13 protein-coding genes are annotated in these 14,945 nt (G+C 68.1%); 12 read left to right on the forward strand and 1 reads right to left on the reverse strand.

From position 1 onward, the window contains the following. The first annotated feature begins 9 nt into the window (after positions 1–9). The 12 genes from D6682_05530 to D6682_05585 all read left to right on the forward strand — a co-directional run bounded on the left by D6682_05530 (position 10) and on the right by D6682_05585 (position 14,264). A complete protein-coding gene (locus tag D6682_05530) occupies positions 10–1,818 on the forward strand; it encodes a glutathione-regulated potassium-efflux system protein KefC (GenBank protein RMH51026.1) in 1,809 nt (602 codons plus the stop codon). Between the two features lie 94 nt (positions 1,819–1,912). Further along, on the forward strand, positions 1,913–3,319 hold the full coding sequence (locus D6682_05535) for a sigma-54-dependent Fis family transcriptional regulator (protein ID RMH51027.1): 1,407 nt from the start codon (positions 1,913–1,915) through the stop codon (positions 3,317–3,319). A 1,885-nt stretch (positions 3,320–5,204) separates the two neighbouring features. Then, positions 5,205–6,683, forward strand: coding sequence for a sigma-54-dependent Fis family transcriptional regulator (locus D6682_05540; protein RMH51028.1), 1,479 nt, complete (start codon positions 5,205–5,207; stop codon positions 6,681–6,683). Between the two features lie 66 nt (positions 6,684–6,749). Continuing rightward, positions 6,750–7,166 (forward strand): flagellar basal body rod protein FlgB, encoded by a 417-nt coding sequence (gene flgB, locus D6682_05545; GenBank protein ID RMH51029.1) that lies wholly within the window; start codon positions 6,750–6,752, stop codon positions 7,164–7,166. Between the two features lie 6 nt (positions 7,167–7,172). Continuing rightward, positions 7,173–7,619 (forward strand): flagellar basal body rod protein FlgC, encoded by a 447-nt coding sequence (flgC, locus tag D6682_05550; GenBank protein ID RMH51030.1) that lies wholly within the window; start codon positions 7,173–7,175, stop codon positions 7,617–7,619. Between the two features lie 192 nt (positions 7,620–7,811). Next, a complete protein-coding gene (fliE, locus tag D6682_05555; protein ID RMH51031.1) occupies positions 7,812–8,111 on the forward strand; it encodes a flagellar hook-basal body complex protein FliE in 300 nt (99 codons plus the stop codon). A 61-nt stretch (positions 8,112–8,172) separates the two neighbouring features. After that, positions 8,173–9,852 (forward strand): flagellar M-ring protein FliF, encoded by a 1,680-nt coding sequence (gene fliF, locus D6682_05560; GenBank protein ID RMH51032.1) that lies wholly within the window; start codon positions 8,173–8,175, stop codon positions 9,850–9,852. Then, positions 9,852–10,865 carry a flagellar motor switch protein FliG gene (gene fliG, locus D6682_05565; GenBank protein ID RMH51033.1) on the forward strand — a complete coding sequence of 338 codons (1,014 nt, stop codon included), beginning with the start codon at positions 9,852–9,854 and terminating at the stop codon, positions 10,863–10,865. Before fliF ends, fliG begins: the two co-directional genes overlap by 1 nt. After that, positions 10,865–11,719, forward strand: coding sequence for a hypothetical protein (locus D6682_05570; protein RMH51034.1), 855 nt, complete (start codon positions 10,865–10,867; stop codon positions 11,717–11,719). The genes fliG and D6682_05570 overlap by 1 nt, the downstream gene beginning before the upstream one ends. Positions 11,720–11,814: 95 nt before the next feature. Beyond that, a complete protein-coding gene (locus D6682_05575; protein ID RMH51059.1) occupies positions 11,815–13,068 on the forward strand; it encodes a FliI/YscN family ATPase in 1,254 nt (417 codons plus the stop codon). Then, the gene (locus D6682_05580) at positions 13,065–13,520 is read left to right on the forward strand and encodes a hypothetical protein (protein RMH51035.1); all 456 of its coding nucleotides are present in this window, start codon (positions 13,065–13,067) and stop codon (positions 13,518–13,520) included. The genes D6682_05575 and D6682_05580 overlap by 4 nt, the downstream gene beginning before the upstream one ends. A 6-nt stretch (positions 13,521–13,526) precedes the next feature. Continuing rightward, on the forward strand, positions 13,527–14,264 hold the full coding sequence (locus D6682_05585) for a hypothetical protein (protein ID RMH51036.1): 738 nt from the start codon (positions 13,527–13,529) through the stop codon (positions 14,262–14,264). A gap of 264 nt (positions 14,265–14,528) precedes the next feature. On the opposite strand, the gene D6682_05590 is transcribed toward D6682_05585, so the two are convergent. After that, positions 14,529–14,939, reverse strand: coding sequence for a GNAT family N-acetyltransferase (locus D6682_05590; protein ID RMH51037.1), 411 nt, complete (start codon positions 14,937–14,939; stop codon positions 14,529–14,531). Positions 14,940–14,945: the final 6 nt, after the last annotated feature.

Consider the following 14,945-nt stretch of genomic DNA (forward strand, 5'->3'; position numbering starts at 1 on the left):
CGTTCTGCGATGACGGCAGCATCCCCGTTGCTTGTTCTCTTCGTCTGTCTGAGCGCCGCCGTGCTGCTGGTGCCGCTGGCCGGGCGGCTCGGTCTGGGGTCGGTGCTCGGCTACCTGATCGGCGGCATCCTCATCGGTCCGTGGGGGTTGGCGCTGGTCACCGACGGGCAGGCGATGCTGGAGATCTCCGAGTTCGGCGTGGTGCTGCTGCTCTTTCTCGTCGGGCTGGAGCTCAGCCCCGGCCGGCTGTGGGCGTTGCGCCGGCCGATTTTCGGGGCGGGGACGATGCAGCTTCTGCTCTCTGCGCTACCCCTCTTCGGACTGTTGTGGACGGTGGTCGCGCTCCCCTGGCGGGGGGCGCTGGTCGGCGCCTTCGCGCTTGCCCTCTCCTCGACGGCGATGGCGCTGCAGATCATGCAGGAGCGTACGCTCACCGCCACACCGGCGGGGCGCAGCGGCTTTGCCATCCTCCTCTTCCAGGATCTGGCGGTGATCCCGTTGATGGCCCTGCTGCCGTTGCTCGCTCCGGGCGGCGGGGAGGGCACCCCCCACGGGGAGGGGGTGCGGGCGGCGGAGGCGGTCGCCGCCGTGCTGGCCCTTGTCGGGACGGGCCATTTCGCGCTGCGGCCGGTGTTGCGCTTCATCGCCGCCACCGGGATCCACGAGATCTTCGTCGCCTTCGCCCTCTTCCTGGTGATCGGCATCGCCCTGTTGATGGAGGCGGTCGGCCTCTCGATGGCCCTGGGAAGTTTCATCGCCGGCGTGCTTCTGGCCGACTCCGAATACCGCCATGCGCTGGAGACGGTGATCGAGCCGTTCAAGGGGCTGTTGATGGGGATCTTCTTCATCGCCGTGGGGATGGGGATCGATTTCGGGCTGTTGCGCAGCCACGCCGGTATGGTGGTCTCGATCGTGGCGGCGCTGGTCACGATCAAGGCGGCGGTGCTCTGGTGGGTCGGCCGGGTCGGAGGGGTGCCCGCCCCCCAGCGCCCCTTCTTCTCCATCGTGCTGTCGCAGGGCGGGGAGTTCGCCTTCGTGCTGCTCTCGTTCGCCTCCGCCGACGCGATCGTGACGCCGGAGGCGGTCCGTCTGCTGGTGTTGGTGGTGGCGCTCTCCATGATGACCACGCCGCTGCTGTTGCTGCTGCACGATCGACTGCTCGCGCCCAGGCTCGCCACCGCCGTTCCCGGGCCGGATCGGTGCGACATCGATCATGAGGAGCGCCCGGTGGTGATCGCCGGCTTCGGCCGTTTCGGCGAGGTGGTCGGCCGGCTGCTGATGGCCCACAACATCGGGGTGACCCTGCTCGATCACGACCCGGACCGGATCGAGCGTAGCCGCGAGTACGGCTTCAAGGTCTTCTTCGGCAGTGCCGCCCGGCTCGATCTGCTGCGCGCCGCCGGGCTGGAGCGGGCCAGGGTGCTGGTGATCGCCATCGACGATCCCGCGCGGTCGGTGAAGGTGGCTCGGCTGGTGCGCCAGTACTTTCCACACGTGCGCATCGTCGCTCGGGCGCGGGAGATGCGGCACCTCTTCTCCTTCAGGGAGCTCGGCGTGCGCTACGCCTACCGCGAGTGCTTCGACGGCGCCATCCGCGCCGCCCGAGGCGCCATGGAGGCGCTCGGCATGGAGCGGGAGGAGATCGAAGGGGCGATCCGCCGCTTTCTCGACTACGACCGTCAAGTTCTTGACACCATGTATGCGGTGCGCAACGAGGGTGAGGCGGCGCTGGCCAGGGCGAGCATGGAGTTGCGGGAGCGGTTCCATGCCATGGAGAAGGAGGCGAAGCGCGCCTCCGGTCGTGCGCGGATGCGTTGACAACGCCGTGGCAGGCGCCATCGTTGATGGCATCGCAGAACGCCGGCATCGATGCCGGTCCGATCGGGCATTGGAGAGGTGGAGCGTGGCCAGGATGCATCTGCTCCTCGTGGGACGTGACGGGGAATCAACCCATGCGATGGTGGGGGAGCTGCAGCAGGCGGGCCACTACGTGACCCGGGCGGGAGGGGTGTTGCAGGCGCGGGAGCTGTTTGGTCAGGGGCGCTTCGACGCGGCGCTGATCCACACCGACCTGCCCGACGGCGAGGGGCTCGCGCTGCTCGGGTGGATCGGCAGGGAGCATCCCGACACCGCCTGCATCCTCTGCAGCGACGACCGCGATCCGACGCTGCCGGTGGAGGCCTTCCGCGCCGGGGCGGCCGATTTCCTCCACATCCCGCCGCTTCCCGGCCAGGTGGCCGCCCGGCTCGCCGCCCTCCCCGCCGCGGGCGCAGCCCACCGGGCGGTGCCGGAGTCGGGCGGGCGTCGTGCGGGAGGAGAGGGGGCGGCCCCTCCAGGCGGGGCGGTGGAGCTGATCGGGGAGTCGCCGGCCATCGTCAAGCTGCGGGGGATGATCGAACGGTTGCACGATGCCGACAGCACGGTGCTGATCACCGGGGAGTCGGGCACCGGCAAGGAGGTGGTGGCGCGTGCCCTGCACCGCCACGGGCGGCGGGCGATGCGCCCCTTCGTCTCGATCAACTGCGGCGCCATCCCCGAGGAGCTGCTCGAATCGGAACTCTTCGGCCACGTCAAGGGGGCCTTCACCGGTGCGGTCCGGTCGCGTCAGGGGCGCTTCGCCGTGGCCAACGGCGGCACCATCTTCCTCGACGAGATCGGCGACATGAGCCCGAAGCTGCAGGTCAAGCTGCTGCGGGTGTTGCAGGAGCGCTGTTTCGAGCCGGTGGGCAGCCACGAGTCGATCCACGTCGACGTGCGGGTGATCGCCGCCACCCATCGTGACCTCGAACAGGCGATCGATGCAGGTACCTTCCGCCAGGATCTCTTCTACCGGCTCAACGTGATTCCGCTCGAGTTGCCGCCGCTGCGCGCGCGGGGGGATGACCTCTTCCTGCTCGCCGACCACTTCATCCGCCTCTTCAACCGGCGGCTGTCGGCCAACATCACCGGCATCGACGAGCAGGCGCGGGCGGCGATGCGCGCCCACCGCTGGCCGGGCAACGTCCGCGAGCTGCAGAACCTGATCGAGCGGGTGGCCACCCTCAAACAGGAGGGGGTGATCACGTTGGAGGATCTCCCCTCGCGCATGCTCAACCGCGAGCAGCGGCTGTTGCAGGAGTTCCTGCCGCGTGCGCTGCCGGAGGAGGAGGCGATCGACTACCGGCGGCTGGTCGACGACTTCGAGCGCCACCTGCTGCTGATGGCGCTCGACCGCTTCGGCTGGAACAAGAACCGGGCGGCCGCCTTCCTGTCGATGAACCGGACCACGCTGTTCGAGAAGATCAAGAAGAAGGGGCTGACGCCGCCGCGCGAGGAGTGATTGGCTCCCCCCTTGCTTGTGCGGCGGGCATGAGCCGCCGCCTGTGCATGCTGTTCGTCGCGCTTCTCATCGCCGCCGTCTTGGGAACGGCGCCGGAGGCGGCGGCCGCGGCGGCGGGCAACATCAAGGCGATCCAGACCTTGATCCAGACGGGCCATCCGGAGCGGGCGGCCAAGGAGGCGCGGCGCATGCTGGCCGGCGGCGGCCTGAGTGACGACGCCCGCTTCCGTCTGCTCAGTCTGATCGCCGATGCGGAGTATATCCGGGCCAGCGCCGGTTTCTTCGAGGAGATCGCCTCCGCGGTCGAGGCCAACAAGACGTTGCTGCGCGAGTTCCCGCAGCGCAGCGACGGTGCACGCATCCGCTGGCGGCTGGTCAAGCTCTACTGGAAGCACGGCGAGTTCGACGCCGCGCTGGCCGCCAGCCAGCAGTTGCGGCGCATCCACGGCGGCAGCATCGAGGCCCACCGCTCCTGGCTGGTCGACGCGCAGATCCTCTTCCATCTGGGGAGATACGCCAAGGCGCGCAGCGCGCTGTTGCAGTTCTCGCTCAAGAGCGAGGGCAAGGCCGACGAGGCGCGGTTGAAGGCGTGGACGGCGATGGTCGATCTGCGGGAGGGGCGTTTCCGGCAGGCGTTGCGGGGGCTCGACGCCGCCTTCCGCGTCGACGCCCGCATCGTGCGCGAGGAGCCCGAGCTGTTCGCCTCCTACATCAAGCTGCTGGCCCGGTTCCATCGCGACGAGGAGGCGATGCGTTACAGCGAGGAGTTCCTCGGCCGCTACACCGACAACCTGCTCCGCCGCGACGTGCGCATGGTGCGCGCCGATCTGATCGCCCGCAATCCGGAGCACAGCCGTGACGAGGCGATCCTCGAATACATGTTCATCTCCGAACACTATCCGGACAGTACGGTCGGCCGGCAGGCGTTCATGCGCAAGCTGATGCTGCAGTTGCGCGACAAGCACGACTTCCTCTCCCTCAAGCCGGCGTTGGTCGCCTTCAAGAAGCTGGCCCGGCGCTACCAGATGTCGGTGATCGAGGACGAGGCTACGCTGGACCAGGCGATCCTGTGGGCGCGGTTGGCCCGCTATGAGGCGAAGGATGCGCCGAAGGGGTCGATCGACGCCGCGCTGGAGAACTTCGCCCGCGCGGCCGAGGGGGTGACGCCGGAGATCCGCAAGGAGGCGAAGCGGCGGGGTCGGCGGGTGCTCGAGGGCTATCTCGATCGGCTGCTCGACCGGCACGAGTGGCTCAAGGCGGTGGCGTTGTGGCAGCGCTATCCCGGTCTGCGCGCCGGCATCGACGACGACATCCAGCTCGGGGTGGCCCGGGCGCTGCGCATGCTGGCCCAGTACGATCAGGCCCAGGCGCTGTTGACCCGGCTCTACCGGCGGCATGCCGGCACCTTGCGCGGGGAGCGCATCATGTTGGAGCAGGCGCGGCTCTGGGTCGACCGCGCCGACCCCAAGGGGATCGACCGCATCAACCGCTGGCTGAACGAGCACGAGTTCACCATCTACCGGCCGGAGATGCTGCTGATGGTGGCGCAGTTGCAGTTTGCGACCGGCCGGTTCGACGCCGCGGCGCAGACCATCCACCAGGTCTCGCCCGACGACCTGGTGGAGGGGTTGCGCGCCGACTACTGGCGGCTGCGCGCCGATATTGCCGAAGCGCGCAAGCGGTGGCATGTTGCGGCCCATGCGTGGGAGGCCTATGGCAAGACGGGGGGCAAGGCGCGTCTGGTGGCGCTGCGCAGACGTGCGCTGGCCCTGTTCAAGGCCGGCGAGTACGCCCTCTCGGAGCGGCTGTGGCTGCGTCTGCCGGAGGATGCCCAGGATGCGGCCTGGAGCTACTACCTGGCGATGAGCCGCTACCGGCTCGGCAAATGGAAGCAGGCGTTGCCGACGTTGCGGTCGCTGGCGCAGGACAAGAAGGCGGGGATCTATGCCGCGCTGGCCTCGCTGGCATTGGCCGAGCACGAGGCCAACGCCCTGCTCGAGGCGAGGCCGTGACCACAGCGCTCCATCTGGTCGGCTTTCCCGACGCGGTGGAGTCGGATCTACGGGTGCAGCTTGGGCGGATCCTGCCCGACTGCCGGATCGAGGCGACGCCGCAGGAGTTGGCGCGGGACTTCGTTCCACCGGAGGGGGCGATCGTCTTCGTCTGGGACGGACGGACGGCCCCGGCGATGGTCCGGCGCATGTTCCAACACGATCCCCAGGCCAACATCGTGGTGCTGGCCCGCTCCGGCGATCCCGACCGGGCGGGCGAGCTGATGCGCATGGGGGTGATGGACTACCGCATGCTCCCCTGCCCCGACGAGGCGATGGAGATCTATCTGCGCAAGGCCGGTCACCAGACCGAGCTGGCCCGCCAGGCCAAGGCGCAACGGCAGGGCAGCGATCTCTTCATCACCGAGGATGTGGAGACCCGCCGGCTGCTCGACCATGTGGCGCTGATCGCGCCGAGCAACGCCTCGGTGCTGGTGGTCGGGGAGTCGGGCACCGGCAAGGAGCGGCTCTCCCGCTACATCCACCAGTGCTCCCCCCGGGTGCGTCACGCCTTCGTCGCCATCAACTGCGCGGCGATCCCCGAAGGGGTATTGGAGTCGGAGCTCTTCGGCCACGAGAAGGGGGCCTTCACCGGCGCCACCCAGGCGCGGCCGGGCAAGTTCGAGCTGGCCCACGAGGGGACGCTGCTGCTCGACGAGATCACCGAGATGCCGCTGCATCTGCAGGCCAAGCTGCTGCGGGTGCTGCAGGAAGGGGAGGTCGACCGGCTGGGCGGGCGCAAGTCGATCAAGGTCGATGTGCGCATCATCGCCACCAGCAACCGTAACATCGAGGAGAGCGTGGCCAAGGGGGAGTTTCGCCAGGATCTCTACTTTCGGCTCAATGTGGTCACCGTCCGCCTGCCGGCGCTGCGGGACCGCCCCGGAGACATCATGCCGCTGGCCCGACACTTCCTGCAGCAGTTCAGCCGGATGTACGGCACGCCGGCTCCGCGGGTCGGGGCCGAGGCGGAGCGTACGATGATGCGCTACCCCTGGCCGGGCAACGTGCGGGAGCTGGAGAACTGCATGCACCGCGCCTTCCTGATGAGTGCCGGCGGTACGATCCAGCCGACCCATCTGGGGCTCGATCCCTCCGGGGCGATCGCCGCGGCGACCACCCCGGGGAAGGGGGAACCGCTCCAGGGGGTCCGCGCCGGGATGACGATCCGCGACATGGAGCGGGTGTTGATCGAGCAGACGCTCGAGCATGTGCGCGGCAACCGCACCGAAGCGGCCAGGCTGCTGGGGATCAGCATCCGCACCCTGCGCAACAAGCTCAACGAATACAAGAGTGGCACGGCTGTTGCTTGACTGATCCCTGACCGCATCGCCGTCTCCGCGCCATGCGCGTGGACGGTGGGCCAAGGGAGGTTTTCGATGGGCATGACACTCTTCGGCGGCACCTTCGCGCAGCTCGAGGCGGTGGCCGTCGCGCGCGAGAAGGCGCAGGCCGTCTTCAGCAGCAACATCGCCAACACCGATACCCCCAACTACAAGGCGGACCGGCGCACCTTCGCCGATTTTCTCGACTCCGCCGTCCGCACCCGCCACCCGGTGGCGCTCTACCGCTCCGATCCGCGGCACATGGACTTCTCCACCGACGACCGCCGGCTCGACCTGGGCGGTGTTTTCCACCACGAGGGGGGGGTCAACACCCGTATGGACGGAAACAGCGTCGATCTGCAACAGCAGATGGTCGAGATGGCCAAGAACCAGATGCTGCACGATCTTTCGGTCCGGCTGCTCAAGCAGAAGCTCTCCGGGCTGCGCAACGCCATTCGCGAAGGGAGGTGATGCACGATGGCTTCCGATTTCTTCTCTTCGATGTCGATCAGCGCACGCGGCATGAGCGCGCAGCGCGAGCGCATGGATGTGGTGGCGCAGAACATCGCCAACGCCGATGCCACCCGCACCGCCCGCGGCGGCCCCTACCGTCGGCGGCAGGTGGTCTTCGAGGCGGTCAAGGCGGGCCAGTCGTTCGACTCGGTCTTCCGCGACACCATGCAGCATGATGCTCCGCGTGCCGTGCGGGTCCACTCCGTGGTCGAGGATCCGACCCCCTTCCGTGAGATCTACAACCCGGGCCATCCCGACGCCGACGCCCGCGGCATCGTCAAGATGCCCAACGTCAATCCGGTGCAGGAGATGGTCGACATGACCGCGGCCGCCCGCAGCTTCGAGGCCAACGTGACGGCGATGGAGGCCTCCAAGCGGATGTTCATGCGCTCGCTCGATCTGCTCAAATAGATCGGATGCGAAACGAGAGAGGTGAATTGAGATGATGGTTTTGCAAGAAACCATCACCCGCGGCCAGGACGGCCGCGCAAAACAGGAGCTTGCGCAGGCAGGCGACTGTTTTGTAAGGCGATCGAAAACCGCGCTTTTCGATCGCCGCCAAGCAAAAAGTCCATGGACGGACTTGTTGCGATTCGATCTGAAATGACCATGCAAACAGGATCCGTGACCGGACAGGCCCGGTCGATGCCGATGCCATCGGTCGGCGGGCGGAAACAGAATCAGGGCGGATTCGCCGCCATGATCCGCGCCTACACCCGGCAGGTGAACCATGATGTGAAGGCCGCATCCAGAGCGGCGACCGAGGTGGCGATGGGCAAGGGGGGGGACACCACCGAGGTCCTGCTGGCCTTGCAGAAGGCGAGCCTCTCCTTCCAGCTGATGGTGGCCACACGCAACAAGCTGGTCGAGGCCTACCGCGAAGTGATGCGGATGCAGGTCTAGCCCCCTCTTCCCGACGCCGCCGTTGTTTCCCGTAGATCCAGAAGTACCGGAGTGTTGAGCCATGGCCGATACCGCAGTCGCCACCCAGCAACCCGCAGGAGCCGTCGCACCGAGCGCCGCGGCCACCCCCACCGCCCAGGGGGAGATCACCGGGGAGTTCTCCGCCGCCTCCCGCGGGTTGACCCTCTTCCAACTGTTGCTGATCCGTTACCGCAAGCTGCTGATGTTCGTCGCCGCCAGCCTGATGTTCCTCGGCTTCGTCGGGCTGATGCTCTGGTCGGGTGCACCTCCGTACCGCACCCTCTACTCCGGCCTGAGCGAGAAGGACGCCGCGGCGATCGTCGAGCAACTGCAGAAGGAGAAGATCCCCTACAAGCTGGAGGGGGCCGGTACGGTGCTGGTGCCGGCGGACCGGGTCTACACCGTCCGGCTCAAGCTGGCGTCGAAAAACCTGCAGCCGAAGAGCGGCACCGGATACGAGCTGTTCGACAAGCAGAGCAGCTTCGGGGTGAGCGACTTCACCCAGAAGGTCAATCTGCAGCGCGCACTGCAGGGGGAGCTGGCCCGGACCATCGAGGTGATCCCGCAGGTGGCCTCGGCGCGCGTGTTGCTGGTCATGCCCAAGGAGTCGGCCTTCGCCGAGCGCGACCGTAAGGCGCGCGCCTCGGTGATGCTGCAGCTCACCGGCAGCGGCAAGCTGCCGCATCAGTCGGTGGTGGCGATCCAGAACCTCGTCGCCTCCAGCGTTCCCAACCTCGATCCCAAGGATGTGACGGTGGTGGACGCCTCGGGCAATCTGCTCTCCGGCGACGAGAAGGATCAGCCCTCCAGCCAGGGGCAGACGATGCAGGAGTTCCAGGCGGCGCTGGAGGCGCGCATGGAGCACCGCATCACCTCGATGCTGGAGCAAGTGGTCGGCGCTGGCCAGGCGGTGGTGCGGGTGACCGCGGACATCGACCGGGAGTTCGTCGAGCAGAACCGCACCAGCTACAACCCCGACGAGCAGGTGATCCGCAGCCAGCACACCGTCAGCGAGAAGCGCGATTCGAAAGAGGGGGCGGCGATCGGCGTGCCGGGGATCGCCTCCAACACGCCGGGCAACAATCCGGCGGTCTCCCCCGACGGGACGGTGATCAATCCGGCCACGGCCGGACCGCGCGAGCGGGCCAGCCGGGACGAGAGCACGATCAACTACGAGATCAGCCAGGTCAACGAGCACCGCATCATCCCCTTCGGGGCGGTGAAGCGGTACTCCGTCGCGGTGGTGGTCGGGGGCAAGAGCACCACCGACAAGGAGGGCAACGTGCAGTTCACGCCGCTTTCGGCCAAGGAGCTGGCCCGGCTGCGCGAGCTGGTCAACGCCGCCATCGGCTACAACGAGGATCGCGGCGATCTGGTGACCATCCAGAGCATGCCGATCCACGACATCTCCAGCGCCCACGGCACGGCCGCCGAGATGGCCGCGGCGAAGAGGCACGCCTTCTACATGGAGATGGCCCGCTACACCCTGGCGGCGATCGCCATGCTGCTGATGGCCTGGTTCCTGCTGCGGCCGCTGGCCCAGCGGATCTCGCAGCTTCATGCCCCGGCCGAGGAAGAGGAGGAGGACGAGGATCCCTTCGCCAGCCTTTCCGAGGAGGCCTATGCCCGGCTGGCCATGGTGGAGAAGGCCCGCATCGCGGTGAAGCACGATCCCGATCGGGCGGCCAAGGTGCTGGCCGAGTGGGCGGGTAGCACCTGATGGCCAGAGGGGGCAAGGACTTCAGCGAGCTCACCGGCGACGACAAGGTGGCGCTGCTGCTCTTCGCCCTCGGCCCGGAGGCGGCGGCGCCGGTGATCCGCCAGATGGACGACGAGACCCTGATGCGGATCGGCCGGCGGATGAGCGAGATGGGCAAGATCCCCACCGACGTGCTCAACAAGGTGCTCGAGGAGTATCTGGCGCTGCATCAATCCAACGATCCGCTGCTGCGGTCGACCAAGAAGGATGTGATGGCGCTCTTCCAGCGGGCGATCGACGAGGATCGGGCCAAGCGGCTGATCCAGGAGATGGACAAGCCGCGCACGCTGACCATCTGGGACAAGCTCTCGCGCATGAATCCGCGGATGATCACCAGCTTCATCGAGAACGAGCACCCGCAGACCATCGCCCTGATTCTGGGCAACATCGACACCGCGGTGGCCAGCCAGGTGATCTCGATGCTGCCGGACGACATCCAGATGTCGGTGGTGTTGCGCATGTCCAAGATCGAGTCGGTCTCGCAGGAGCTGGTGCGCGACATCGAGGAGACGCTGGAGAAGGTGATGTCGGAGTCGACCGGCCAGTCGGGCATGAGCTTCGACGGCATGGTCAACGTGGTGCAGATCCTCAAGACGCTGGACAAGAGCGTCTCCAAGCCGATCCTGCAGAAGCTGGAGGAGAAGGATCCGGAGCTCTTCTCGCAGGTGGACAAGATGCTGCTGGTCTTCGAGGATCTCAAGATGCTTTCCGACCGCGACATCCAGACCCTGCTCAAGCACGTCTCCTCCGACGATCTGGTGCGGGCGCTCAAGGGATCCTCCGAGGAGGTGGCCGAGCGCTTCTTCAGCAACATGTCTCAGCGGGCCGCCGACATCATGCGCGAGGACATGCAGGTGATGCCGCCGCTGAAGCTGGCCGATGTGGAGGAGAGTCAGATGAACATCCTGCGTGTGGCGCGCAAGCTGGACGATGACGGTGCCATCACCCTGGGCGGGGCCGAGGATCTGGTCTGATGGGGGGGCTCAATCCGTTGCCGATCCCGAAGGTTGCCCGCGGGGATGTGGGCGGTCCGGTCGGGAGTTCGGCCACCCTCCCCTTCCTGCGCCCGCTGGATGGGGGGGAGGAGGCGCCAGAGGCCTCCGCGCCGTTCGTCCCCTTCCGGCCGGTGGAGGGGCCCTCCTCCGGAGAGGGTGGAGATCCGCATCCGACGGATAGGCCGCCGGCGCCGGCGGAGGAGGAGCCGGATGATGCAGCACAGCCTAAGCAGTCGCCGGAGCCGTCGGAGGCCGAGCTGCGCGTGATGCAGCTGGAGCGGATGCTGCAGGAGGCGAAGGCGCATGCCGAGAAGTTGGAGGCGGACGCCTGCAGCGAGGCCTACGCCAAGGGGGAGGCCGCCGGTCTGGCGTTGGGGCGGGAGCGGGCGGAGGCGCTGCTCGACCAGTTCGACGCCATGCTGGAGCAGGCCCGGGAGCAGATGCTCCACATCCAGCGGGCGATGGCCGACGCGGTGATCGACATCGCGCAGATGGTGGCCGAGACCCTGATCGGTGCGCTGAGTGCGGAGCAGCGCGGCTGGCTGGTCACCGCCGCCGCCCGGGTGGCCGAGAACATGCCGGTGCCTCCGGAGACGCTGCAACTGGCGGTCCATCCCGACGACCTCGCCGAGCTCCGGCGCATCGTCTCCGAAGAGGCGCGGCCGTGGCAGGTGGTGGCCGACGCCACGTTGGAGAGCGGAACCTGCCGTCTGATCTCGCAGCAGCAGGATGCCTTCATCGATCCGCTGCGTGCCGCCGCCGATCTGGTGCGGGCCCTCCGGCCGGAGCTGCAGGCGTCGCTCAGGGAGGAGCGGAGATCCCCGACCAGCTGATCTGGCACGAGGGGGAGCGGCGGGCGGTGTTGCGCCGTTTCGCCGCCCGTACCCCCTATCCGCTGCGCGGGCGGGTGCACAAGGTGCTGGGTCCGATGGTGGAGGTGACCGGCATCACCGCCGGCATCGGGAATGCCTGCACCATCTACTGCAGCTCCGGCACCGCCATCGAGGCGGAGGTGGTCGGCTTCCGCGACGAGCGGATCATGCTGATGCCGGTCGGCGCCACCCGTGGCATCGCTCCGGGCGATGCGGTGCTCTCGCGCCACGCCCCTCCGTCGCTGCCGGTGGACGACCATCTGCTCGGCCGGGTGGTCAACGCGCTGGGGCAGGCGATGGACGGTCGGCCGCTCAAGCCGCAGGGGCCGACCTGTCCGCTGTATGGCCAGCGGCTCAACCCCTTCTCCCGTCACCTGATCGACACCCCGATGGAGCTGGGCGTCAAGGCGCTGGACGGTTGCCTGCCGATGGGATGGGGGCAGCGGATGGGGATCTTCGCCGGCGCCGGTGTCGGCAAGAGCTCGCTGATGGGAATGCTGGCGCGCAACAGCGATGCCGAGGTCAACGTCATCGCCCTGGTGGGCGAGCGCGGCCGCGAGGTGCGCGAGTTTCTCGATCTGGCGTTGGGAGAGGAGGCGCTCAAACGGTCGGTGGTGGTGGTCTCCACCTCCGACACGCCGCCGGTGCTCAGGGTGCGCGCGGCGTTGACCGCCACCACCATCGCCGAGCAGTTCCGCAGCCGCGGCCGGCGCGTGCTGCTGATGATGGACAGCCTCACCCGCTTTGCCCAGGCGCAGCGCGAGATCGGCCTGATGCTGGGCGAGCCGCCCACCACCAAGGGGTTCACCCCCTCCTGCTTCAGCGCCATCGCCGATCTGTTGGAGCGGGCCGGTCCCGGCGAGGAGGGGGGCGGCAGCATGAGTGCCCTCTACACCGTGCTGGTCGAGGGGGACGATCTCGCCGCCGATCCGGTGGCCGATGCCGCCATGGCCATCCTCGACGGCCACATCGTGCTCGAGCGGCGCCTGGCCGAGCGGGGGCACTATCCGGCGATCAACATCCTCCGTAGCATCAGCCGGTTGGAGGGGCAGATCGCCTCCGAGGAGCAGCGGATGGCGGCACGCGCCTTGCGTAAGGATCTGGCGCTCTACGAAGAGATGGAGGAGATGATCACCATGGGTGCCTACGAGCAGGGGAGCAATCCGCAACTGGATGCGGTGATCGGCCGTATGGATCGGATCCGTGCCTTCCTCCAGCAGCGGCCGGAGGAGAAGGTGGCACGGATGGATGCGGTGGAGCAGCTGCTGCGGCTCCATGCCGGGGCGCAGGGTACCGTCCGGCGGCCGTGAAGCAGAGCGCCCACCACCTGCTGGCCCGGCTTGCGGGCCATGACCGCAAGCAGCGTGAGATGGAGCTGGCCGATCTCCGGCGGCGGCGGGGGCAGTTCCGCGCCACCCGCACCGCGGTGGCGGAGGAGATCGTCCGTCTGCGCGGGCGCATCGCCGAGGAGATGGGGGGCGGCATGGCGGTGGCCGAGTTGACCGCCATCCAGTGCGCGGTCGAGGAGAAGCGGGCGATGGTGCTCTTCCTCGACCGGGAACTCGCCCGCCTGGAGGAGGAGGAGCAGGAGCTGATCCGGCGCTGGGCCGAGGCGGGTGTACGGGAGAAGGTGCATGAGGATGCCGACCGCCGGCGCATCCGACGGGAGCGGCGGCGGGAGGAGCTGAAGCGCGCGCGGCAGATGGAGGATCTCTTCGCCGGCTCCCGTGCTGCGCGCGGCGCGGTGGTGGAGGAGGGGTAGCCGGCGGTGCGTCGCCCCTTTCTGCTGCTGATCTCCCTGCTCACGCTGGCGGTGGGGGCGAAGCTGCTGCTGCCGCTGTGGAGCCGCCCCGGGGATGGGTCGGTCGCGCCGGCGGTGGTCGCCTCGGTCGCGCCGGCCGCCGCCCCGCGCCACGCCGCGTCTTCGATCCCTCAGGCGGAGGTCGGTAGGGAGCGGCTGCATGATGGCGGCGGGGCGGCCACCTCTTCCGCCCCCCCGCCCCCGAGCCGCCGTTCTTCGGGGGCGGTCGATGCCGTTCTCACCTCGTTGACCGAGATCGCCGAGATCTCCATCGCCCGGGCGGCGGAGTCGCTTCCCTCGGGCAAGGATGCCGAGCTGCTCTCCTCGCTGCGCGCGTTGCAGAAGAAGCTCGATGCGCGCAAGAAGGCGCTGGATGAGCGGGAGCGGAAGCTTTCGGAGATGGAGACCCGTGTGCTGGTCCGGATCGACGAACTCAAGCAGATGGAGGCCGCCTTGCGCGACATGCTCAAGCAGGAGGAGAGCATCAAGAGCAAGAAGATCAAGCGGCTGACCGCCGTCTATTCGGCGATGAAGCCCGAGCGGGCGGCGCCGGTGGTGGCGAAGATGGATTTGGAGACGGTGGTGAAGATCTTCCTGCGCATGGACGAGAAGAAGGTGGGCAAGATCCTCTCCTTCCTGCCGCCGGAGAAGGCGGTGACCATCAGCGAGGCCCTCACCAGGAGGATCGCCTCCCTGCGGAAATGATGGTTTCGTAAGAAACCATCATCGCGGCCATGGAGGGCCGCGCAAATCAAGAGCTTGCGCAAGCAAGCGATTGATTTGTAAGGCGATCGAAGACCGCGCTCTTCGATCGCCGTCAAGCAAAAAGTCCACGGAGGGACTTTTTGCGGTTCCATCGGAAATGATCCCGTCGGTCCGGTCGCACGCAGGATGCAAGCGGTCTCGGCCATGGGCGGATGTGCGAAACCGGTTCTTGTACATGCAAGTGTGGCTGGGGAGGGGGGCCGATTACGGATAGCGCATGATCAGCGCGCTCTCGCGCGCGCCGCCGGGGGTTGCCGGGCGGTAGTAGCCGGGGCGCCGGCCGACGATGGTGAAGCCGGCCGTGCGGTAGAGGGCCAGCGCCGCCCGGTTGGAGGCGCGCAGCTCCAGCATGATGGTGCCGTCGCAGCCATCCGCCTCGGCGCAGAGCGCGGCGAGCAGCCGGCGGCCGACGCCCCGCCGCCGCCAGCCTTCATCGACCACCAGTTGCAGCAGCTCGAACTCCCCGGCCAGCCGGCTATAGAGCAGGTAGCCGACGGGCCGGCGCGCGATCTCGGCGACGACGGCCCTCTGATGCTCCTGCTCGTCGGAGATCGCTGCGGCCAGCGCCGCAGGCGGCCACGCCTCGGGCAGCGCCGCCGTGGCCATCCGGTGCATCGCCGG

This window comes from Zetaproteobacteria bacterium, from assembly GCA_003696765.1.
Classification (GTDB): domain Bacteria; phylum Pseudomonadota; class Zetaproteobacteria; order Mariprofundales; family J009; genus RFFX01.

Excerpts from the sequence above, each read along its gene's own strand:
- D6682_05530 (RMH51026.1), top strand. The coding sequence starts at position 10 with ATGACGGCAGCATCCCCGTTGCTTGTTCTCTTCGTCTGTCTGAGCGCC.
- D6682_05535 (RMH51027.1), top strand. The coding sequence starts at position 1,913 with ATGCATCTGCTCCTCGTGGGACGTGACGGGGAATCAACCCATGCGATG.
- D6682_05540 (RMH51028.1), top strand. The coding sequence starts at position 5,205 with ATGGAAGCAGGCGTTGCCGACGTTGCGGTCGCTGGCGCAGGACAAGAA.
- flgB (RMH51029.1), top strand. The coding sequence starts at position 6,750 with ATGGGCATGACACTCTTCGGCGGCACCTTCGCGCAGCTCGAGGCGGTG.
- flgC (RMH51030.1), top strand. The coding sequence starts at position 7,173 with ATGGCTTCCGATTTCTTCTCTTCGATGTCGATCAGCGCACGCGGCATG.
- fliE (RMH51031.1), top strand. The coding sequence starts at position 7,812 with ATGACCATGCAAACAGGATCCGTGACCGGACAGGCCCGGTCGATGCCG.
- fliF (RMH51032.1), top strand. The coding sequence starts at position 8,173 with ATGGCCGATACCGCAGTCGCCACCCAGCAACCCGCAGGAGCCGTCGCA.
- fliG (RMH51033.1), top strand. The coding sequence starts at position 9,852 with ATGGCCAGAGGGGGCAAGGACTTCAGCGAGCTCACCGGCGACGACAAG.
- D6682_05570 (RMH51034.1), top strand. The coding sequence starts at position 10,865 with ATGGGGGGGCTCAATCCGTTGCCGATCCCGAAGGTTGCCCGCGGGGAT.
- D6682_05575 (RMH51059.1), top strand. The coding sequence starts at position 11,815 with ATGGTGGAGGTGACCGGCATCACCGCCGGCATCGGGAATGCCTGCACC.
- D6682_05590 (RMH51037.1), bottom strand. The coding sequence starts at position 14,939 with ATGCACCGGATGGCCACGGCGGCGCTGCCCGAGGCGTGGCCGCCTGCG.